The following is a 20,968-nucleotide window of genomic DNA, read 5'->3' as shown; positions in this document are numbered from 1 at the left end:
CCGGGATCGACGATCTCGGACGGACGATGGGGGAGCACGCATGGGGGACATCACGTGAGGTCACGACAGGGGAGTGGCGCGCGCCGCCGGACCGGCGTCGACGACGCGCCGACGGTCGGTATCGGGATCCTCGCGTCCGTCGGCGTCATCCTGTTGCTGGTCCTGGCCGGCGCGTTCGTCACGACCCTGGCCCTCGGTGGTCGTTGATGGTCGAGGTCTCCCTCGCGCAGCGAATCCCGCTGTCGAAGCCCTTCCACGCCGCCGGTGAACTCGAACAGCTCGAACGCGTCCTCGCCGGAGACCACGTCCACGGCGACGGTGCCTTCACCGCGTCGGCATCCGAGCGCCTCAGGGACCTCACGGGCGCGCAGCACGTGCTCCTGACCACCTCGGGGACCCACGCGCTCGAGATGATGACCCGCCTGATCGGCGTCGGTCCCGGCGACGAGGTCATCCTGCCGACCTTCACCTTCCCGTCGGCGGCGAACGCGGTGGTCCTCACCGGCGCGACGCCGGTCTTCGTCGACAGCGACCCGGTGACGGGCAACCTGGATCCCCAGCACGTCGCGGACGCCATCGGACCACGCACGCGGGCGATCTCGATCATGCACTACGGCGGTGTCCCGGTGGACGTGCCGGCGTTCCAGCAGCTCACGGACGAGCACGGGTTGCACCTGCTCGAGGACAACGCGCACGGCCTCGGGGTCGCCGGTGACGGTGTCCGCCTCGGCACGGTCGGAGCGATGGCGGCCCAGAGCTTCCACGACACGAAGAACGTGCACTGTGGCGAGGGCGGCGCCCTGCTCATCTCCGATGAGACCGTCCTGCTCCGCGCCGAGATCATGCGCGAGAAGGGGACCGATCGGGCCCAGTTCCTCCGCGGGCAGGTCGACAAGTACAGCTGGGCGGACCTCGGGTCGAGCTACCTGCCGAGCGAGCTCAACGCCGCCGTCCTCGACGCCCAGCTCCGCGACTTCGACGTCATCCAGGGGCATCGGCATCGCATCTGGGACCGCTATGCGGCCGAACTCGCCGAGTGGGCTCACGATCGCGGCGCGACGCTCATGGACCCGCCCGGTGGTGTGCATGCCGCGCACCTGTTCTTCCTCCTGCTGCCGGATGCGCAGGTGCAGCAGGAGTTCCTGCGTCACCTCCAGGCGCACGGTGTCGGAGCGGCCTTCCACTACGTGCCGCTGCACTCGAGCGCGGCGGGCCGGCGCTACGGCAGAGTGGTCACCGAGCCGCAGCACGCGGTCCGGTTCGCCGAGCGTCTCGTCCGGCTCCCGTTGTGGCCCGCCATGACGGACGACGAGGTGGACCGGGTCATCACGGCGGTCCGCGCGTTCGGACCCGTGACACCAGCGGCACCAGCAGCACTCGCAGCGACGGCATCGACGGGACAGGACTCCAGATGGGCATGATCGGGCAGGGGCTCCGAGCCATCCGCGGCGAGGGCGTCCGGTCGACGCTCTGGCGCGCCGCGCACTTCGCCGACGGACGGTTCAACCCGATGCGGCGCAAGCCGACGGACCTGTACCCGAGCGACGCCATCGCCGCGGACTGGACGGTGCCGCGGAACTTCAACGCCGCCGAGTTCCCGGAGCGCCCGTACGACGTGGCGTGGTTGATCTCGCCGCCGAGCCGGACCTCGGGCGGGCACCAGAACGCCTTCCGGTTCATGGAGTTCCTCGAGCGCGCCGGGCACCGGCTCACGATCTACCTGTACCAGGCGTCGGCCCAGCCCGCGGTCGACATCCCCGGGATCCGGGCGATGATGGCCGCGAGCAGCGCGTACCCGGAGCTGCAGGCCGACCTCGTCCGGTACGACCCGACGACCGGCATCGCGCCAGGCGCGGACGTCGTCGTGTCCTCCGACTGGCAGACGGCCTACCCCGCGTTCCGCTACGAGGGGCCGGCCAAACGGTTCTCCTTCGTGCAGGACTTCGAACCGTGGTTCTACCCGGCCAGCAGTGAGTACGTGCTCGCGGAGAACACCTACCGGTTCGGGTTCCACGGCTTCTCCGCTGGGCCGTGGCTCGCGCAGAAGGTCGCGGACGAGTACGGGATGAGCTGCGACCATTTCGACTACTCGGTCGACAAGCAGCACTACTCGCACGTGAACGACGCGCCCCGCACCGAGATCCTGTTCTACGCCCGCCCGCCGACTCCTCGACGCGGTTGGGAGATCGGCGAGCTCGCCCTGACCGAGTTCCACCGGCTGCGCCCCGACATCACGATCAACCTCGTCGGCTGGGACATGTCGGGATACGAGACCGGGTTCCCGTTCGTCAACCGGTCGGCGATGGACATCTCGGAGCTCAACGCGGTCTACAACCGGTGTGCCGCGGGTCTCGTCCTCTCGCTGACCGACATGTCGTTGTTGCCGCTCGAGATCATGTCCTCCGGCGTCGTGCCCGTCGTCAACGACAGCCCGAACACGACCGGGGTACTCGACAGCGAGCACATCGAGTACGTCCCGTTGTCGCCTGCGGCCATCGCCCGTCGCCTCGTCGACATCGTCGAACGGCCCGACGCGGTCGAGCACGCGAAGCGGATCTCGGCGTCCATCACCGCCGCGGACTGGTCCGACCCGGGCGCGCAGTTCGTGGCGCAGTTCGAACGCGCGATGCGCACGTCGATCTGACGACCCTCCGCAGCGTCAGCCAGCCTGCACGGGTCAGCCCGCCCGCACCTGTCGGCCACGCGAGTCGATGTCGGGCACCGTGGCGGTGGTGGCCGCTTCGCGCGAGCCGAGGGCGGTGAGTGCAAGCTCGACCGCCTCCCGCACGCTCAAGCCGGTCGCCGTGAGGGTGTTCAGCTGCGCGAGGGCCTCGGCATCCACGATGACGACCGAGACGGGCGACTCGGGCCCAGCCTCGCCCACGGCGGACCCGGCGCGAGCCCGACGGGTGGCGAGCCCGCGAGCGATCCACGCCCGGTTCCGCTCGACGTCGATCTTCAACAACCGTTTGTTGTTCCGGACCCGTTCGGCGACGAGTCTGCCCTCGTGGATGTCGGAGTACACCTGCCAGCGCGGGTAGAGGAGCCGGGTCGCGAGGTCGGTCGGTCGCAGGGGGACCGGGAGGTCGTCGATGAAGTCCTGCAGCACGGCGTCGGCGAGCGCCTCGCGGAGCGGTCGCCGCTGCAGGGTGTCGTCGGGCGAAGCTGGGAACGGCAGGGTCATGGGGATCCGGTGGTCAGAGGTCGGGTATGGTCCAGTGTCACTCCGGGTCCTGCGCCCCGGGTGGACTTCACCTGGAAACCACCCCGGAACCAACCCCTGCAAGCCGTTGACCGTGCAGGTGCCGGTCTCATCGCACGGACCTGATCGGCAGCACGGCGAGTCCGCCCAGGACGGCGAACACGATCGCCGCGACATACAGCGCGTGATAGTTCTCCCCGCCACCGAGCGCGAGCAGGGGGACGGCGACGATCGGTACGAGCAGCTGTGGGAGCTGATAGGAGAGGGAGACGATGCCGAGGTCCTTGCCGGCCTCATCGAACGACGGCAAGACCTCCGTCATGAGGGCGATGTCGACGGACACGTAGGCCCCCTGCGCCGCTCCGACGATGAAGATGCCGACGAGGAACACGGTGACGTCGGGGGAGATGATCGCGACCCCGAGCCCGACGGCGCTCAGGAGGCTGGAGACGAGCACGATCGGCTTCCGTCGCCCGGTCCGGTCGGAGATCCAGCCGAACAGGACCGTCATGACGATGTTCCCGACCGTGAAGATGATGAGCGCGTTCGCCTGGACGCCCGAGGCCTGCTCCTTCGGGATGCCCAACTGGTCGATGATGAAGAACAACAGGTAGATCGACACCGAGACGATCGACATCGTCACGAGCAGGCGGCAGGCCCACGCCCAGAAGAAGTCGCGATAGCGCCCGGGGTTCAGCCAGTAGGTGGACAGGACGTCGGCGAGGCGCAGCGGCGGAGCAGGGACCGTCCGCACGATGTCCCGGAGCCCGAACACGAGCGCGGTGCTCAGGACGCCACCGATCAGGCCCGGGACGACGAACCAGGTCCACCGAGCATCATTGGGGAGGGCGGCGACGATCTGCGCACCGACGATCAGGGCGAGCCCGCCCGAGACGCTGGCGGCGGCTGCGACACGCGCCCGGATCCGCGCCGGGATCTGATCGGCGAGCAGCGCGTGCACCGCCATGTTCGTCGCACCGAAGCCGAGCTGCACGATGCTCCACCCCAGGATCGTCACCGCGAGGCTGTCACCCGTCGCCAGGATCGCGACCCCACCGAGCGCCACGACCGCGCCGCCGAGCATCCACGGCCGCCGCATGCCGAAGCGCGAACGCGACCGGTCGGACAGCCGGCCGAACAGCGGCGTGATGATCATGATGACGACACCACCCACCGCCGCGACGATCGAGAGGTTCGTCCCTTTGGTCGCATCGTCGAGGAAGGCGAGGGCCTTCGGGATCGACGCCCCGCTGATGGTGCCGAGCGCCAGCGTGACCCCGAACCAGGCCAGGACGAACAGCGGCAGGAAGCCGCGCGCCTGCGGTGACCCGGGGACGGCGTCCGGATCGACCGCCGCGACGGGGACGGCGTCACCGATGCGCGGCTCCGGCTCGGCGGGCCCCGTGGACGGACCGGTGGGTGGGGTGTGAGCTGACATCATCGTCTCCTCGGCTGGGTCGGTTCGGGCGCGAGCAGGTTCGTCCCGTAGGCCTCACGGAGCGCGGTGGCCTGGACCGCCTGCCACTCCCTCGCCCCCGCCATGACGGCCGTGAGACCACCCGACGCATGGACGTGGCCGCGCCCGATCCACGTCATCGTCGAGACCCCCGCCTCCACGAGTCGGCGTCCGTACGCCAGGCCCGCGTCGCGGAGCGGGTCGTGCTCGGCGACCTGGATCAGCGTGGGTGGCAGGTCCGAGAGGTCGTCGGCCTCGAGCGGGGACGCATAGGCGTCCGCCGCACGCGGACCGCCGAGGTAGAGGGGCACGAGTGCCTCCGCGTCGTCCAGTCCGAACCCGCGCGCGTACCGGGTGGCGGAGTCGCCCGACGGGGTCAGCGACACCGCGGGGACCTCGAGCGCCTGATGCACGAGGGGGAGGTCACCCGAGTCACGCAGGTGGAGGACGGCGCTCGCCGCGATCCCGCCGCCCGCCGAGTTGCCGGCGATGCCCAGGCGGCCGGGGTCGACGTCGAAACGGCTCGGGCCCGCTTCGGTCGTCAGGACCCGCAGGGCGTGGATGGTGTCGTCGACGGCGGCCGGATAGGGGTGCTCGGGCGCGAGCCGGTACCCGAGCGCGACGACCTGGATCCCGGCGGCGAGGGCGCGGGCGGCGAGCAGTCGGTCGTTCAGGAGCTCGTGGACGGTACCGGACGTGAAGCCGCCGCCGTGCAGCGCGAGCTGGGTCGGCGCCGGAGAGGGGAGTCCGTCCGGGCGGTATCGGCGGAACTCGAGCGGCCCGGCCGGTCCGTCGATCCAGCTCGTGGTGATCTCGACCGACGACGGCGCGGGTTCGGTGAACTCCTCCGCCAGGAGGTCGGAGAGCCGCCGCGCCGCCTGCCGACGGAGGGCGAGGTCCGAGGAGCGGAGTGCTGGCAGCTGCTCCGCGTGCTGCTCGATCCGCGCAGCCCAGGCGAGGATGCCCGGGTCCAGCCGCAGCTCCTCCACGGACGTCACCGCGAGGCCTCCGCCGGCTCGCGGAGCGGCGCGCCGTAGCTCACCGGGTCCTCGTGCAGCGTCCGCAGGGTCGTGATGACGTCGCGATGCAGGTGGTCTGCGGCCGGGACGTGACCGGTCAGCCCGCCGGAGGTGTGCGTCTGCCCGATGTACCGGACGCAGCTCACCGGCACGCCGGCCTCGCTCAGCACGCGGGCGTAGGTCTCGCCGTCTCCGCGGAGCGGGTCCATCTCCGCCGTGTAGATGACGGCCGGCGGCAGACCCCGGTGGTCGGTGGCGAGGAGTGGCGACGCATACGGTTCGCGCTGCGTCGCCCGGTCCGGCCCCAGGTACTGGAGCACGAGCTGGCGCGCGAGGCGACGCAGGATGGCACCCGGGACCTGCGTGATCCCGCGGGCGTCGAGGTGTCCGCGGGTCAGGTCGAGCGACGGCGCCTCGAGCAGCTGCAGCCGGATCGGTCGCTTGGCGCGGTCGCGGTTCATGAGGGTCACGGCGGCGGCGAGGTTCCCGCCCGATGATGCACCGCCGATCGCGAGTCGGTCGGGGTCGCCGCCGAGTGAACGTGCGTGCTCGGCCGCCCACTCGAACACGGACCAGCACTGCTCCGGTTGCGCGGGGTACCGGACCTCCGGCGCCAACGAGTACTCGCCGGCGACGATGATGACGCCGGCCTCCCTGGCGCGGCGACGGAACCCGGCGTCCCAACCGATCCAGTCGATCCCGGCGATCGTGAAGCCACCGCCGAAGAAGTACACGAGGACGGGCCGGCCACCGGACGCACCGTCGGCCAGGGCGGGGAGTCGCTGCTGGTCGGGCCAGTAGACGCGGAGCCGTGCGTCCGGGTGGCCGGGCACGTGGACGGTGTGGTCCTCGGTCGCCGCCACGAGGGTCTCGGTCCCGAGCGCCTCGGAGGACACCCGGTCGAAGGCGGCCGCGTGTGCACGCCGGCCGACGGGATCCTTCGGCTCGGGCGTCTGCTGCAGTGCTGCCAGACGCCCCGAGACCGCCGTGACGAACGCGTCGACGGTGGGCTTGCTCCGAGCCATGGTGTTCCTCCGATCCCGGCATCGATGCCGTGTCCGGTTCGAGTATCCGCTATCGAAGAACTTCGATCAAAGAACTTTTCACGAGCTAGGATCGTCGGAGGAGGTGTCCCATGGACGAGCGACCGCAGAAGGCGACGATCTACGCGGTGGCCAAGCGTGCCGGCGTGAGCATCTCCACCGTCTCCCTGGCCATCAACCACCCGCAGCGGGTGAACGAGGCGACGCGACGATCGGTCATCGCCGCAGCGACGGAGCTCGGCTACCGCGGTGGTGCCGCCGCGAGCGGTGCTCAGCGGATCGCCGTCGCGGCGCCGTTCTCGAGTTACGCCTCCTACTACCGGCGACTGTCGGGGATCATGGAGCGCGCCGCGACGGACTCCGTCGAGATCGTCGTGCACGACCTCCCGTCGGCGGCGGGAAGCGACAGTCCCGTCCTCGACGTGCTTCCCATGCGTGCGGGGATCGACGGCATCATCGTGATGGGTGTGCCGCTGTCACCGGCAGCGTTGGAGTCGAAGGCGCTCCCCGGCCCGCCCGTCGTCCTCGTCGACGTCCCGGACGGCGCCCAGCGACGGCTCGGACTGCCCTCCGTCCTGATCGACGACGAACGGGGTGGTGAACTCATCGCCCGACATCTCGCGGAGCTCGGTCACGAACGCGTGGTGTTCCTCCACGAACCGCAACGCTCGGAAGAGTACGTGTCGGCCGGCATGCTGCGGGCGCGCGGGCTCGGCCACCTGCTCTCCGTCTCCGAGGCCGTGGCCGACGTCGCCGCGACGGACCTCGTCGAAGCCGTCGGTGCCGCGCTCGAGCGGGCGTTCCGGGCCGATCCGGAAGCGACCGCCGTGGTCGCCAACCACGATGAGCTGGCCGCCGCCGCGCATCGGGCGTTCCGCGTCACCGGCGCGCACCTGCCCGAGGGCCGCTCGCTCGTCGGCTACGACGACGGACCGCTGGCGTCGGCACTCGACCTCACGACGGTCCGCCAGCCGTTCGAGGAGTCCGGGTACGCGGCGCTCGATCTTCTACTCGGTCGGCTGTCGGGTGAGCACGCCCGCGTCTCATCGGTCCAGCTCGCACCCGACCTGGTCGTCCGCGGCACCACCTTCCGCGTCTGACCCCGACGCCGCGAGCGCCCGCCGCAGCGACGCTGTTACCCTCGACGCACGAACACCACCGTTGAGGGAGGAATCGTCATGGGCAACGACGCCGGACGACAGGACCGAGCACGCGCAGGATCGAAGCGGGACGGAGCGCTGCAGCCCGCGGGCGGCGGGGAGGTCGAACCCGTCCTGGTCCAGGATCCGGAGCTGCCGCCCACGGCGGTCGACGAGGCCGACCTCGCTCCGAGATGGACCCCGGCGAAGGTGATCCTGTGGGTCGCCATCGCCCTCCTCGGCGGTCTCGCCTGGACGATGCTCGCCCTCGTCCGGGGCGAGACGGTCAATGCGATCTGGTTCGTCTTCGCGGCGGTCTGCACCTACCTCATCGCCTACCGTTTCTACTCGAAGCTCATCGAACGCAAGCTGCTGCGCCCCGACGACCGGCGGGCGACCCCGGCCGAGTACCTCGCCAACGGCAAGGACTTCGTCCCCACCGACCGCCGGGTGCTGTACGGCCACCACTTCGCGGCGATCGCCGGAGCCGGTCCACTCGTCGGCCCGGTGCTCGCGGCACAGATGGGCTACCTGCCCGGCACCATCTGGATCATCATCGGCGTGATCCTGGCGGGTGCGGTGCAGGACTACCTCGTCCTCTTCTTCTCGATGCGCCGTGGCGGACGTTCCCTCGGCCAGATGGCGCGCGACGAACTCGGCGTGATCGGCGGCACTGCGGCGATCATCGCGACGCTCGCGATCATGGTCATCATCGTCGCGATCCTCGCCCTCGTGGTCGTCAACGCGCTCGGCGAGAGCCCGTGGGGTGTCTTCAGCGTCTCCATGACGATCCCGATCGCACTCTTCATGGGCGTGTACCTGCGCTTCATCCGGCCGGGCAAGATCACCGAGATCTCGATCATCGGCTTCGTCCTCCTCATGTTCGCGATCGTCGCCGGCGGCTGGGTCGCCGAGACCGAGTGGGGCGCCGCGGCGTTCACCCTCGACCGCACGGTCATCGCCGTCGGGATCATCGTCTACGGCTTCGTCGCCGCGATCCTGCCGGTGTGGCTGCTCCTCGCACCACGCGACTACCTCTCCACGTTCATGAAGATCGGCACGATCGTGATGCTCGCGGGCGCGATCGTCCTCGTCCGCCCGGAGATCACGGTGCCGGCGTTCAGCGAGTTCGCCGGTGGCGACGCCGGCCCGGTCGTGAGCGGCTCGCTCTTCCCGTTCCTCTTCGTCACGATCGCGTGCGGCGCCCTCTCCGGTTTCCACGCACTCATCGCCTCGGGCACCACGCCGAAACTGATCGAGAAGGAGCGCCAGACCCGCTTCATCGGATACGGCGGCATGCTCATGGAGTCGTTCGTCGCGATCATGGCCCTCGTCGCGGCACTGTCGATCGACCGCGGCATCTACTTCGCGATGAACTCCTCCGCCGCGGCGACCGGTGGCACCGTCGAGGGCGCCGTCGCCTTCGTGAACTCGCTCGGGCTCGCCGGGGTGAACCTCACCCCCGACGTGCTCACGCAGACCGCCGCGAACGTGGGGGAGGAGTCGATCGTGTCCCGCACCGGTGGTGCACCGACGCTCGCCCTCGGCCTGGCCCACATCATGCAGCAGCTCATCGGCGGCACGTCGCTCATGTCGTTCTGGTACCACTTCGCGATCATGTTCGAGGCCCTGTTCATCCTCACCGCCGTCGACGCCGGAACGCGTGTGGCCCGGTTCATGCTGCAGGACACCTTCGGCAACATCATCCCGAAGTTCCGCGACCCGGACTGGCGGGTCGGAGCATGGATCTGCACCGCGGTCATGGTGGCGGCGTGGGGAGCGATCCTCATCATGGGCGTCACCGATCCGCTCGGCGGCATCAACACCCTCTTCCCGCTGTTCGGCATCGCGAACCAGCTGCTCGCCGCCATCGCGCTCGCCGTCTGCATGGCGATCGTGGCGAAACGCGGGAACTTCCGCTGGCTGTGGATCGTCGCCGTCCCGCTGGCCTTCACCGCCGTGGTGACGATCACCGCGTCGATGTTCAAGATCTTCTCGCCGGTTCCGGCCGTCGGCTACTGGGCGCAGAACGCGGCGTTCCGTGAGGCGCTCGCGGCGGGCGAGGACAGCTTCGGCAATGCACCGACGCGGGCGGCGATGGAGGCGGTCGTGCGGAACACCACGGTGCAGGGGGTGCTCTCGATCCTGTTCGTGACCCTCGCGATCATCGTCATCTTCTTCGCGATCCTCCACACCGTGCGGTCGTTCCGTTCGGGTGGCGGGCCGAGTTCGGAGGATCCGGCGCTGCCGTCGCGACGGTACGCGCCGTCGGGGCTCATCGCCACGAAGGCGGAGAAGGTGCTCGAGCGCGAGTGGTCGACCGTGGACGCCGACAAGCGACCCGCGCGGTCGGGGCACTGATGTCCGGCTTGCGGCGGGGTTGGGCGTCGGTGCGGTGGTTCGTCACCTCGCTGATGGGCGACACCGCCTACGCCACCTACGTGGAGCACCAGCGTCGCGTCCATCCCGAAGCAGCAGTCCCCGACGAGCGCACGTTCTGGCGGGAGCGCTTCGCGGAGCAGGACCGGACGCCCGGCTCGCGCTGCTGCTGAGCTGCTGCTGCTGCTGCTCCAGCGGTTCAGGCCCGCGAGCGCCGCTTCCAGCCGGTGAGCCGTTCAAAGCGTCTGCCGTCGATCGGGACCGTGCGGTCGGGCAACGACAGTGAGGCCTGGTGGGTCCCGCCGACGGCCCTGGTGGCCTGTTCGGTGGCGGCCGCAACGCGTTTGGCGACCATGCCGACCGTCCCGGCTTCGCCCCGGAAGCCCCACACCGTCGTCGTGTGGAGGACGGAGCCGTGTTCGGTCGGCCGGACGGCGACCGGCACCGCGCATCGCGCGAACGGCCGACGCACGCCGAGCAACGAGAGGAGCGGCACGATCTCCAGGGCGAACCCGCTCCAGTTCGAGGCCGCGTCATCCCCGATGACGGCGTAACGGATAGTCCAGGGACCGGCGGCGTACTCCTCGGGAACCACGGTGAAGCCGTCCGTCTGCAACGCCGACAGCAGTGCCGTCATGGTGTCGGTCGGCGGGAGCGGGGAAACGACCTCATGGACGCGCACCATCGATCCGATGGCGAACGCGTGGCCACTCATGCCGGTGTCCCTACTGGTCCACGGCGTGGACGGAGAGGACGACCTGCTCCTCCGGCACGAGCGCCTCGAGGGCCTTGCGAGCGCTCGGGTAGTCGCGGCCCTCGGCCTCGATGGTGCGGGTTGCCGTCGGTCGGAAGACCGCGGTGCCGACGAGGTCGCCGTTCACCCGGCCACCGCCGTGCAGCCCGGCGAGGGCGTGCCCGGGCGGGGTGGAAGCGAGGACGGCGGCCCGCAGGGCTGCGACGTCGGGTGCGGAGGCTTCGGTGGTGATGGTCGCGCGGTCGCGGACGGTGGCGATGAGCTTCACCCCTCCAGCCTACGGAACGTCGTGTTCTGGGACGAACCCCTTCCGGTCCCTGCCGAGGGACCTCCCGAATCCGGTGATCTTCTCCCGGTCCCTGAGCAACTTCCACCGGTCCCTGAGCCTGTCGAAGGGCACACGTGGGACCTCTCGCTCCGGTGATCTTCTCCCGGTCCCTGAGCAACTTCCACCGGTCCCTGAGCCTGTCGAAGGGCACACGTGGGACCTCTCGCTCCGGTGATCTTCTCCCGGTCCCTGAGCAACCTCTCCCGGTCCCTGAGCAACTTCCACCGGTCCCTGAGCTTGTCGAAGGGCACACGAGCAACTTCCGCAACCGGTGCGACTCGGCATCTGGAATGTCAGTGGTCCATGATGGACTTGTTCCATGACCGAGACCACCCCAACCGCGACCCGCGTCGGCGATGACTACGCCGCGCACCTCGCGGAGTTCTCGGACGAGTGGACTGAGATCCACCGGCAGCAGGCCGTACTCGACGCACGGAAAGCGCGCCTCCTCGCCCGCTCCGCCGCCTACGCCGATGCCTTCGCGGACGCCACGGTCCCCGTGATCTTCCCGCCGGCCGAGCGTCAGGCGCTCTCCCGCCGGTCGACGTGTGCGGCCCTCGCGATGGCGACCCGAATACCGGAGCGGACGATCCAACGTGCGACCAACGACGCCGAGCGCCTCGTGAACGACGCACCCGCCGTGCTCGCCTCACTCGAGGCCGGCCGCATCTCGGTCCGGCACGCGCAGACGATCGTCGACCAACTCAGTGACGTGCCTACAGCAGGGCGGGCAGTGTTCCTCGAGCAGGTGCTGCCGGTCGCCGAAGGTGCGACCGTCTCGTACCTCCGGCAACGCGCTCGCGTCCTGCGGGAGCGCCTCCACCCCGAGTCGATCACGGCTCGAGCGGTCCGGTCGGAAGCGGACCGTCGGGTGGAGTTCGAGCCCGCGGCGGACGGTATGGCGTGGGTGCACCTGTTCACGACGGCACCAATCGCGCAGGGCATCATCGAGCGCGTCGAGGCGGCCGCCACCGAATCCCCCTCAGCGGGTGACACCCGCACCTGCGCCCAGCTGCAGGCCGACGCCCTGGCGGCGCTCACGCTCACCGGCGTGACCCCGGAAGATGTGATGTCGAGCCCGGTGCTCCCACACCCGATCGAAGTGCAGGAGCACATCAAGCCAACGGTGCAGATCACGGTCCCGGCGCTCACCATGGCCGGCGTCAGCGACGCCCCGGCCACCCTCGACGGGTACGGCCCGATCGACCCGGAGACCGCAGCACGTATCGCGGTCAATGCACCGAGCTTCACCCGGATCCTCGTCCAGCCGGAAACCGGCGCGGTCTTGTCGGTTGGGCGGAATCAGTACCGGGTTCCCGCTGACCTCCAACGGGCGGTGCGGCTTCGGGACGGCACCTGTCGTGCACCCGGTTGCGGCAGGCGCGCCAGAGCCTGCGACCTTGATCATTCGGTCGCGTGGGAGGACGGCGGCGCAACAGATGTCGGCAATCTCGCCTGTCTCTGTCGACATCACCACCGGATGAAGCACCTGCCCGGCTGGAGCCTCGACCACGGACCAGGCGGGGTACTCGACTGGACGACACCCGACGGGAAGCACCACCGGACCGAGCCTGATCCCGCACCGTTCTGACCTGCCTCGACGTACTCGGATCGAAGGGTTCCTCGTGGGCACTTCGACAAGCTCAGTGACCGGGATGGGTGTGCCCGGAACGATGAGGAGTCCTCGTGGGCAGTTCGAAGAGCTCAGTGAGCGGGATGGGTGTGCCCGCGTAGCTTCGGTCCCTGAGCCTGTCGAAGGTTCTTCGTGCGACGTCGTCTGGTCCTGGCCGGCGGCCGACCTGGCTCAGGGTCGCTGAACGGAGGGCCCGCCAGGCGATTCCGGCCGTGCCGATGCACTCGCAGAGCGTCCCGGGCGCGGGTCATCGCCTCCGAAGGCGACGACGCGGTCCCACAACCAGTCGGTGAGGCTCGCGGCCACCTCTTCGTCGTCACGTCCGGCGGCACGACGGACGAGCCGTCCGCCGGAACCCTCGATGAGGTAGGCGCCTGCATTGTCGGTGAAGAGCTGCGTGTAGTAGTCGCGCTCGGCATCCCACTGCGGCCACGCTTCCGGGTCCCGTTCGATCGCCTCGTCCATCTCGCCGATCTCGGCGCCGCTCATGAGACGGAACGGGCTGCCGTCGCCCCAGCGCCCGCCGGTGCCGGGGAGTTGCCCGTCGTGCCAGGCGAGCACCTTGTCGTCACCGCCGCTCGCGCCCGCGGCATCGGAGTCGAGCGGCGGGCGCAGCGAGGCCGCCAGCTCCTCCGGGAGCAGCGGGTCCAGAGCGGCCAACGCCTCGCGGAGCCCGGCTTCGAACACCTTGTCGCGGAGGATCCGCCAGGCGATCTCGCCCATGCCGGCCCGGCGCAGGTCGTCCATCGTCCCGACACCACGCTCGATGGGATCGAGGAACGCTCGCGCGACGATCATCCCGCCCTGGGCGACCTCGTCCGTCGGATCCTCACGCAGGACCCGGGCCAGGAGTTCCAGTGCATCCTGCGGACGGTAGTCGTAGAGGTAGGCGAAGGCCAGTGCCGTCGAGAGTGTCGTCTCGCTCGGATCCGCCTCGATCGCCTGCTGCGCGGCGACGAGGAACCGGCCAGGTGGAGTGCCCGTCGACAGGAAGTGCAGGGCTCGGAGTCCGAGCGCGCCGGCGTACGCCTCCGGGGCGGTCCGTCCGGCCAGCTCGACCGCGTCGTCGATCAGCGCCCACCCGCGCTGGGGATCGGCGGCCATCGCGACGGCGGCCGCGTGGTCCATATGGTCGAACCAGTCCGCCTCCGGGTCCTCGCGGAGGACGAGTTCGCCGAGCCGCATCGCCTCCGCGAAGTCGCCCTCGGACCCTTCGAGATCGCGCAGGCGACGCAGTGCACCGAGGAACTGTCGGTCGCGTCGGCCGAGCAACTCCCGGAGGAGGCGTCTGGCCTCATCGACGTCGCCGCAGGCCTGCCGGTGCATGGAGAGCAGGATGATCATCCCGGTGAACTGCGGCGCCCGGGCGAGGACGCTCATCGCCAACTCGGGGATGCGTGGGTGTTCGGGCTGGAAGTCGTAGAGCTCCCAGGCGAGGTCGCGGTCGTGTTCGATGGCCTCGCGCTCGGCACCGACAGGGTCACTCATCGGAGCCCGTGCTGCACGCGGTACGCCCGGAGCTGGGCGAAGGTGCCGTCGTCGACGCCGTATTCGAGCACCGGTGCGACCTGGTCGAACCATGATGCCGTCGAGGGGATGAGCCCGGCGGCGGCATCGAGCAAGGCCCGCGTCGTGACCGGCACGATCGCCCCCGCCTGCATCGACGCCGTGAGCGACTGCTGCAATGCGACCCGCGACACCTGCGCGATGTCGGCCCCGGAGAAGCCCTCGGTCGCTGCGGCCACGGCGATGACGTCGACACCGTCGGCCGGCTTGCCTTCGAGGTCGCCCTGCAGGATCGCAGCGCGCGCGACTGCGTCCGGCGGCAGGACGAGGACCGTCTTGTCGATGCGGCCGGGGCGCCGCAGCGCCGGATCGATGTCCCATGGGCGGTTGGTCGCGGCGAGGAAGTAGACGCCGTCGTTCTCGTCCGCCACCCCGTCGAGCTCCTCGAGGAGCTGCGTCACGATCGTGCGCATCGACTGCGATCCGCCCCCGGACGTGCGGCGGCCACCGAGTGCGTCGAACTCGTCGAAGAATATGACGCACGGAGCGGCGGCGCGAGCATCGTGGAAGACACTCTGGATCGCCTTCTCGCTGTCGCCCAGCCACTTGCTCAGCAGGTCAGCGAGGGTGACGTGGATGAAGGACGCCCCGAGGTCACCGGCGATCGCCTTGGCGATGAACGTCTTGCCGCAGCCGGGAGGGCCGTACATGAGCAGTGAACCGCCGGGCTTCTGCCCGAACGCTGCGGCGAGCTCCGGGTTCCGGAGTGGCGCGAGGAACGTCGAGTCGAGGTGTTGCTTCACATCGGCGAGTCCCGCCACGTCCGCGAGCGTGACGGCCGGTCGTTCCGCGTCCCAAAGGCTGGGCTGGTCGATCGGCATGGTGGCGGTTTCGGCTGCCGACGGGGCGGGGACCGCCGAGCGGTCGGGCTCGGTCGTGGTGTCGGCCGCCGACCCCCGGAGTCGCGCCGCCATCACGCGGGCGCGCAACAGCCGGACCCGCGCCGGGTCGCCGCCGAGTCGCTCGAAGGTCGTCACCTCCTGCGCCGCGCGGTCGACGTCGTGCTGCAACAGCAGGGTCACGAAGTCCTCGCGGAGCGCGGCGTTCTGCGGATCCTGCGCGACCTCCGCCGCGATCACCTCGAGGAAGTCCTCGTCCTGCGTCATGTCGTCCCCCCGGTCGATGTGCGATTCCGACCATCCTGCCAGCGGCACACTGATCGGCGACAGGTGTCCGCCGGCATTGGTCGAGCGTGCGGATGGGGAGCGCTCCCCATCCGCCCTGACCCGCTCGTGTACCGTCGAAACGAGCGTCGGACCTGAAGGCGGCTTGAGGTCGATGCGAGGAACGAGGGTGAGACACCGTGCACAGTCCGGACGAGTTGCTCAGTGTCGGCGAGATGAGTCGTCGCACCGGCGTCGCGGTGTCGGCGCTGCACTACTACGAGCGGCTCGGCCTCATCGGGTCCGAGCGGACCGCCGGCAACCAGCGGCGATACCCCCGGCACATGCTGCGTCGCGTCGCGCTCATCTCGGTCGCGAAGCGCCTCGGTATCCCGCTCGAAGACGTGGCGGAGGCGTTCGCCGACGTGCCACTCTCCAGCACCCCGAGTCACGAGGACTGGCAGCGGGCCTCCCGCCGCTGGCAGAAGGTCCTCGAACAGCGTCGGCGCGGGATCGAGCAACTCGAACGCGAGCTCACCGGCTGCATCGGCTGCGGCTGCCTCTCGATGAAGGCGTGCACGCTCCTCAACCCCGACGACGAACTCGGCGACACCGGTACCGGCGCCAGGCGCATCCCGGTCTGAGTGCTGCCGGCCCGGTGTTCAGCCGTCGCGGCGCTGTCCGAACGTCGCTGGATCGACCGGGCGCAGCCGTTTCGGCAGCCCCTCGACGACGAGCAGGTACGACTCCGTGACGAGGTCGTCGACGAACGCCGGTTCGAGCTCGCCGTCCGGCTTGAGCGAGATCCAGTGCCGTTTGTTCATGTGATAGCCGGGGATGATGTCGGGGAAGGCCTCGCGCAGGCTGCGGCTGTCCTCGGGGCGCGCTTTCAGGGTGACGATGGGTTCGCCCGTCGCCCCCGTCTGCAGCATGAAGACCTTGCCGCGGACCTTGTAGACGTCCCACTCCTCGCCGAACGGGTGCGTCAGCTCCGCGCCGGGGAGTTCGTCGGCGCGCCGTGCCGCCCGGTCCTGCAACTCCGAGCCGTGCATCGTGGTCCTCCTCGGCGTCGGCGTCAGCCCTGGGTGTCCGTGGGCCTGAGCCCCGCCAGGTTCTGCAGCGGACACCAGGCGCCGAGGCGCGGGTAGTCGATGGTCACGCCGACGACCCCGTGCTCGCCGAAGGACCGGACCCAGTCGATCGCCGCAGGCATCGGGACTGCGAGCAGCGACACCGTGGCGTCCGGCGGGACCAGCCCGTTCGCGTACGCGGCCTCCTGCGCTCGCGTCCCGCTGCTGTAGATGCCGACCAGGTTCCCCGGTTGCGCTGCGAGCGCGTACGGCCGCGGGTTGTCCTCCGGACCACGGTTGATGAAGACCCACCGGTCGAGTGCGGCAACCGCCCGCCAGAGTCGGATCTGCGCGTCGATGTCGTCCGGCGCCGCACGGCAGGCCTCGTTCAGTGCGTCGAGCTCGGCCAGTACCTCGGGAGCCGGTTCGAGGGTGCGGCCCTGGTTCGGCTGATCTGGGACGTCGGTCCGCTCGGGGTTCGAGCTGTCGTCGTTCGGGCTGTCGTCGCGGCGGAACGGGTTCTTCATGGTCACTTCCTCGTGGCTCGGGATCCGGGTTCGGGGACGTGGCCAACGCTATCGCAGGGGTCCGACGGGGAGCCGGAGGTTCAGAACGCACTCCCGAAGGCGAGGGCTTCGGCCGCTGCCTGCGCCGGCGAGCCGAAGAACGCCGGGCCGTGTCCCGGCAGCACGACGGAGGCCGGGAGTCCGGCCAGCGTGGTCAACGACTGGCGGGCGCGCTGGAGATCGCCGTGGAACATCTCGGGGAGCAACTGCGGGCCGCCGTGCGGGCTGGTGGGGTGGGCGGTGACGAGTGCGTCGCCCGCGACGAGGACGCCGTGCTCGACGAGGAGGAATCCGAGGTGCCCCCGCGTGTGGCCGGGGAGGGGGAGCGGGCGGACCGCGACACCGAGGGTCGCGCGGAGCTCGGGCACGTCCTCGATCGCGGTGACCGACGTCGGCGGCACGACCTCGAGTCCGCCGGCCTCGACGGCGTGGTTGACCCAGGCGGCGACCCCGGGACGTTCCAGATGTGGCTGCACGTCGGCGAGTCCGACCTGCTCGAGCACCTCCCGGCGGACGTTGGGGATCTCGTCGCGGGACGCGAGGATGTCACACTCCGCCAACCCGGCGATGAACGTCGCGTTGCCGATGTGGTCGCTGTGTCCGTGAGTGAGGAGGATCGCCTGGACGTCCTCGACCGCGTAGCCGAGCGCGCCGAGGGTTGCGGTGACGTCCGCGCCGTCGCCGGGGTAGCCGGTGTCGATGAGGACCGGGCCGAGATCGCCCTCGACGATGATCCAGTTGACGGACGGACCCTGCACGAGGTGCACGCGATCCGCGACCGTGGTGCTGCGGGTGGTGCCGTTCGGCACGGCGTCGATCTGGGACATTGGCGTCCTTCCGATTGCGGAGACGGGGTTCGGGGGAGGGGTCGGTGCTCGGGAGAGGGTCAGTGCTCGGTCGGTCCGGCGACGAGCTCATGAGCGGCCGCTGCGGCGGTCGTCGTGGCTGCAGCGCCGGCGGGATCGACGGTCGCGAGGATCGGCCGGATCAGGGTGATCAGTCGCTCGCCGAGCTCGGCCGCATCGTCGTCGCCCACCGTCGTGGTGACGAGTCCGAAGCAGGCGTCGAGCAGGACGTCCGCGACGCCGTCGAGGTCCGGGAGGTCGAGATCGTGCGCTGCGGCCTCCATGCGGAGGTTCGTGCGGGTGTAGGCGCGCCAGTCGAACACCGTGTAGACCGGGTCGTCCATCCGTGGCAGTTCGTGCAGGAGCCGGATGGCGCCCATCGCGATGGGGGATCGCTGTGCTTCCTGCGCGGAGGCGAGGATCATCGTCACCCAGCGGAGCGCGCCGTAGGGCACGCCGATCCGTGCGTCCGCCGCCTGCCACCGTTCGTCCTGCTCGGCGATCACCGCGTGCGCGAGACTCCGCTTCGACGGGAACAGGTGGTACCCGATGACCGATTTCGGCTTGCCCATGACGGACGCGATGCCGGAGAACGACGTCCCGGCGTAGCCGTTCCGGCCGAACTCGAGCCCGGCGGCGTCGATGATCTCGTCGCGGACCTGGTTCATCGCGTACTGGCGCAGACCGCTCACGAGCGCTCCTTCGAGGTGGAGGGCCCGGGGCTCGGGCCGCTAGACGATCGTCTGAGTCAGACGTTCGTCTAGCTTAGACGAGCGTCTGTCAGGAAGCTGGGACCTGGGCAACGGCCCTGATTCGACCTCTCCGACACGTGTTGTCGAGGGGGCCTAGACATTGACGATTTAGCCCCCCTAACCGTGATGGTCAAGCCGATGAACGTCACAGCGACCGCGCAGAAGTGGGAACACGGTTGGGAACTCCACCTCGATGGTGAGCCGGTCAGCCAGGTCGCAACGCTCGACAAGGCCGAGCAGCAGATCCGCGACTATCTCGACACCGACGACCCCGACGTCGATCACAGCGGGTGGTTGGTGACCGTGATTCCTGAAATCGGTGCCCTCTATGACGAGGTCGTCGCCGCGCGTTCCGCTACCGAAGAGGCGACGGCAGCGTCCGCCGCGGCGGCAGCCCGCGCACGTGCAGCGGCTCGGCATCTTCGCGAAGCGGGATTCTCCGTGACGGACTCCGCCGCGATCCTCGGCGTCTCGCGAGGCCGCGTGTCTCAGCTCGTCGCACGCTGATCGGCCCGCTATCGGAAGCGCTGAGGCGATCATCGATTCGAGCGCTTGCGTCCGATACATTGGAGCGTCGATTCCCCCGCCGATTGGAAGGCAACAGCCTATGCGCGTCACCCCTCGTGTCTGGATCGGCCTGGCGATCTACGTCGGTTACGTCGCCGTCATCTTCGTCGTATCGAAGCTCAGTGGGGTGGCGTACACCGAGATCGGGACGTCCGCAGAGTTCACGTGGCGAGGGGCGGTGCTCGACCTGGCGGTCGGTGCGGTGCTACTGGCCATCACCACCTGGCTGTTGGGGTGGTGGAGGCCCGCCCTGTTCGAGCGGAGACGCTCCCACCACAAGTGGCCGATCTTCGTTCCCGCGCTCATGCTGGTCGTCGCCGTCGCGAACCTGGTCAACACCGACTGGTCGAAGTTCGACCCGTCGTTCCTCCTCTCTCTGCTCGCGCTGGGCCTGGCGGTCGGGTTCTGTGAGGAGCTGATGTCGCGCGGTCTGCTGCTGACGGCATTCCGCTCACGTCTTTCCGAAGTGTGGGTGTGGCTGCTGACCTCCCTGCTCTTCGGGGCCATGCATCTGGTCAATGCAGCACTCGGCGCTCCATTCCTCAACACCCTCGGACAGGTGGTCCTCGCCGCGATGTCGGGCACCTGCTTCTACATCGTGCGGCGGGTGACCGGCTCCCTCATCTGGGCGATGGCGTTGCACGGCATCTGGGACGTCGCCGCGTTCTCGGTGGGCTTCGCCCCGCTCGGCACGCCCTGGGCGGCCTACCTGACGCCGGTCATCGGCATCCTCGCCGTCGCGGTCGTGTACTGGGTGATCACGGGGACAGACGAGCGGCAGGCCGGATCCCGAACGGACGCGACACCCGCCCTGAGCTGACACTCAGACCGGGAGCGGCTCGATGAGGTGCGGGCCCGTGTTGCGGACGTTGTTCACGTCCCGCGTGACCTCGTAGTGCGTGAGATCGTGGGCGACCGCGAAGGACTCCCGGTCGAGCAGCTGCAGGAGCTGGTCGGTGTCGAGGTGGTCGCCGAGCCAGTCGTCGTAGCCGTCGGGGGTCAGACAGGCGGGCATGCGGTCGTGGACCTCGCCCGGTGAGACGTGCGCGTCCCGCGTGATGATCGCCATCGACAGACGCCACTTGTCCGGGTCGTCCTCCGCCTTGCCCGGGTCGGGCCAGGCACTGATGATGCCCGCCATCGCGAGCTCGGCCTCGGAATCGTGAATGAAGTGGGGCTGCTTGCCGGTCTCGGTGACCACCCACTCGTAGTAGCCGGTCGCCGGGACGATGCACCGTGCCGAGGCGAAGGCCTTGCGGAACATGGAGGCGGTGGCGACCGTCTCCATGCGCGCGTTGATGGGTTGTGGCCGTTGCTTGGCGAAGTCCTTGGCCCAGCCGGGGACGAAGCCCCAGCGGGCGCTGGTCGCGGCCCGTTCCTCGTGCCGGGTTCGGACCACGGTCACCTCGGTGGTGGGGGCGACGTTGTAGTCGGGCGCAGGCGCCTCGAACTCGGCCACGAGGTCCGCGAGGAGGGTGGACGTGGAATCGGTGACGACGAAGCGACCGCACATGCGCTCAGCTGAGGAGCGCATGTGCGGTCGGTC

The 20,968-nt window shown here is 69.8% G+C and carries 23 protein-coding genes; 10 read left to right on the top strand and 13 right to left on the bottom strand.

Features of this window, described 5'->3' with window-relative positions:
* The first annotated feature begins 54 nt into the window (after positions 1-54).
* Genes ACZZZB_RS08345 through ACZZZB_RS08335 form a run of 3 tightly spaced genes read left to right on the top strand, consistent with a single transcriptional unit; the run spans position 55 to position 2,644 of the window.
* Positions 55-207 (top strand): hypothetical protein, encoded by a 153-nt coding sequence (locus ACZZZB_RS08345; RefSeq protein WP_426738123.1) that lies wholly within the window; start codon positions 55-57, stop codon positions 205-207.
* Complete coding sequence (rffA, locus tag ACZZZB_RS08340; RefSeq protein ID WP_463529414.1) at positions 207-1,421, top strand: dTDP-4-amino-4,6-dideoxygalactose transaminase; 1,215 nt, start codon at positions 207-209, stop codon at positions 1,419-1,421. The genes ACZZZB_RS08345 and rffA overlap by 1 nt, the downstream gene beginning before the upstream one ends.
* Positions 1,412-2,644, top strand: a complete 1,233-nt coding sequence (locus tag ACZZZB_RS08335) for a rhamnosyltransferase WsaF family glycosyltransferase (protein WP_463529413.1) — start codon at positions 1,412-1,414, stop codon at positions 2,642-2,644. The genes rffA and ACZZZB_RS08335 overlap by 10 nt, the downstream gene beginning before the upstream one ends.
* Positions 2,645-2,677: 33 nt before the next feature.
* On the opposite strand, the gene ACZZZB_RS08330 is transcribed toward ACZZZB_RS08335, so the two are convergent.
* From ACZZZB_RS08330 to ACZZZB_RS08315, 4 genes are all read right to left on the bottom strand, one after another.
* Complete coding sequence (locus ACZZZB_RS08330; protein ID WP_463529412.1) at positions 2,678-3,184, bottom strand: hypothetical protein; 507 nt, start codon at positions 3,182-3,184, stop codon at positions 2,678-2,680.
* A gap of 127 nt (positions 3,185-3,311) precedes the next feature.
* Positions 3,312-4,640, bottom strand: coding sequence for an MFS transporter (locus ACZZZB_RS08325; protein WP_463529411.1), 1,329 nt, complete (start codon positions 4,638-4,640; stop codon positions 3,312-3,314).
* A complete protein-coding gene (locus tag ACZZZB_RS08320; RefSeq protein ID WP_194643373.1) occupies positions 4,640-5,656 on the bottom strand; it encodes an alpha/beta hydrolase in 1,017 nt (338 codons plus the stop codon). The genes ACZZZB_RS08325 and ACZZZB_RS08320 overlap by 1 nt, the downstream gene beginning before the upstream one ends.
* Positions 5,653-6,702 (bottom strand): alpha/beta hydrolase, encoded by a 1,050-nt coding sequence (locus ACZZZB_RS08315; RefSeq protein WP_463529410.1) that lies wholly within the window; start codon positions 6,700-6,702, stop codon positions 5,653-5,655. The genes ACZZZB_RS08320 and ACZZZB_RS08315 overlap by 4 nt, the downstream gene beginning before the upstream one ends.
* 110 nt (positions 6,703-6,812) lie before the next feature.
* Here ACZZZB_RS08315 and ACZZZB_RS08310 point away from each other — a divergent pair, with 110 nt between their 5' ends.
* The 3 genes from ACZZZB_RS08310 to ACZZZB_RS08300 all read left to right on the top strand — a co-directional run bounded on the left by ACZZZB_RS08310 (position 6,813) and on the right by ACZZZB_RS08300 (position 10,411).
* Positions 6,813-7,820, top strand: coding sequence for a LacI family DNA-binding transcriptional regulator (locus ACZZZB_RS08310; protein ID WP_463529409.1), 1,008 nt, complete (start codon positions 6,813-6,815; stop codon positions 7,818-7,820).
* Positions 7,821-7,898: 78 nt separating this feature from the next.
* Positions 7,899-10,220 (top strand): carbon starvation CstA family protein, encoded by a 2,322-nt coding sequence (locus tag ACZZZB_RS08305; protein WP_463529408.1) that lies wholly within the window; start codon positions 7,899-7,901, stop codon positions 10,218-10,220.
* On the top strand, positions 10,220-10,411 hold the full coding sequence (locus ACZZZB_RS08300) for a YbdD/YjiX family protein (protein ID WP_463529407.1): 192 nt from the start codon (positions 10,220-10,222) through the stop codon (positions 10,409-10,411). Before ACZZZB_RS08305 ends, ACZZZB_RS08300 begins: the two co-directional genes overlap by 1 nt.
* Positions 10,412-10,437: 26 nt before the next feature.
* Here ACZZZB_RS08300 and ACZZZB_RS08295 read toward each other — a convergent pair whose 3' ends face one another.
* On the bottom strand, positions 10,438-10,953 hold the full coding sequence (locus tag ACZZZB_RS08295) for a hypothetical protein (RefSeq protein WP_191940212.1): 516 nt from the start codon (positions 10,951-10,953) through the stop codon (positions 10,438-10,440).
* Positions 10,954-10,963: 10 nt separating this feature from the next.
* Positions 10,964-11,260 (bottom strand): hypothetical protein, encoded by a 297-nt coding sequence (locus ACZZZB_RS08290; RefSeq protein ID WP_079704698.1) that lies wholly within the window; start codon positions 11,258-11,260, stop codon positions 10,964-10,966.
* Between the two features lie 379 nt (positions 11,261-11,639).
* Between ACZZZB_RS08290 and ACZZZB_RS08285 the strand changes: the two genes are divergently transcribed.
* Positions 11,640-12,911, top strand: coding sequence for an HNH endonuclease signature motif containing protein (locus ACZZZB_RS08285; RefSeq protein ID WP_463529406.1), 1,272 nt, complete (start codon positions 11,640-11,642; stop codon positions 12,909-12,911).
* Positions 12,912-13,124: 213 nt separating this feature from the next.
* Here the strand turns inward: ACZZZB_RS08285 and ACZZZB_RS08280 are convergent, their stop codons facing one another.
* Both ACZZZB_RS08280 and ACZZZB_RS08275 read right to left on the bottom strand, forming a co-directional pair.
* On the bottom strand, positions 13,125-14,441 hold the full coding sequence (locus tag ACZZZB_RS08280; protein ID WP_463529405.1) for a hypothetical protein: 1,317 nt from the start codon (positions 14,439-14,441) through the stop codon (positions 13,125-13,127).
* On the bottom strand, positions 14,438-15,625 hold the full coding sequence (locus ACZZZB_RS08275; RefSeq protein WP_192019717.1) for an ATP-binding protein: 1,188 nt from the start codon (positions 15,623-15,625) through the stop codon (positions 14,438-14,440). The genes ACZZZB_RS08280 and ACZZZB_RS08275 overlap by 4 nt, the downstream gene beginning before the upstream one ends.
* Positions 15,626-15,822: 197 nt before the next feature.
* Between ACZZZB_RS08275 and soxR the strand changes: the two genes are divergently transcribed.
* Positions 15,823-16,266, top strand: a complete 444-nt coding sequence (gene soxR, locus ACZZZB_RS08270) for a redox-sensitive transcriptional activator SoxR (protein ID WP_255377972.1) — start codon at positions 15,823-15,825, stop codon at positions 16,264-16,266.
* A gap of 18 nt (positions 16,267-16,284) precedes the next feature.
* Here soxR and ACZZZB_RS08265 read toward each other — a convergent pair whose 3' ends face one another.
* The 4 genes from ACZZZB_RS08265 to ACZZZB_RS08250 form a co-directional block, all read right to left on the bottom strand.
* A complete protein-coding gene (locus tag ACZZZB_RS08265) occupies positions 16,285-16,674 on the bottom strand; it encodes an MmcQ/YjbR family DNA-binding protein (protein WP_192019716.1) in 390 nt (129 codons plus the stop codon).
* A gap of 23 nt (positions 16,675-16,697) precedes the next feature.
* A complete protein-coding gene (locus ACZZZB_RS08260) occupies positions 16,698-17,219 on the bottom strand; it encodes a hypothetical protein (RefSeq protein WP_463529404.1) in 522 nt (173 codons plus the stop codon).
* A gap of 80 nt (positions 17,220-17,299) precedes the next feature.
* Entirely contained in the window at positions 17,300-18,085 is a 786-nt protein-coding gene (locus tag ACZZZB_RS08255; RefSeq protein ID WP_463529403.1) for an MBL fold metallo-hydrolase, read from the bottom strand.
* 59 nt (positions 18,086-18,144) lie between these two features.
* On the bottom strand, positions 18,145-18,795 hold the full coding sequence (locus tag ACZZZB_RS08250) for a TetR/AcrR family transcriptional regulator (protein ID WP_463529402.1): 651 nt from the start codon (positions 18,793-18,795) through the stop codon (positions 18,145-18,147).
* Between the two features lie 198 nt (positions 18,796-18,993).
* Between ACZZZB_RS08250 and ACZZZB_RS08245 the strand changes: the two genes are divergently transcribed.
* A complete protein-coding gene (locus ACZZZB_RS08245; protein WP_463529401.1) occupies positions 18,994-19,362 on the top strand; it encodes an antitoxin HicB in 369 nt (122 codons plus the stop codon).
* 100 nt (positions 19,363-19,462) lie between these two features.
* Positions 19,463-20,242, top strand: a complete 780-nt coding sequence (locus ACZZZB_RS08240; RefSeq protein ID WP_197977368.1) for a CPBP family intramembrane glutamic endopeptidase — start codon at positions 19,463-19,465, stop codon at positions 20,240-20,242.
* 3 nt (positions 20,243-20,245) lie between these two features.
* Here the strand turns inward: ACZZZB_RS08240 and ACZZZB_RS08235 are convergent, their stop codons facing one another.
* On the bottom strand, positions 20,246-20,956 hold the full coding sequence (locus ACZZZB_RS08235) for an SOS response-associated peptidase (protein ID WP_463529400.1): 711 nt from the start codon (positions 20,954-20,956) through the stop codon (positions 20,246-20,248).
* Positions 20,957-20,968 lie beyond the last annotated feature (12 nt).

It is taken from the genome of Plantibacter sp. AC185, assembly GCF_979258065.1.
The sequence above is the reverse complement of the archived record's forward strand: the minus strand, read 5'-3'. Positions and strand labels throughout refer to the sequence as shown.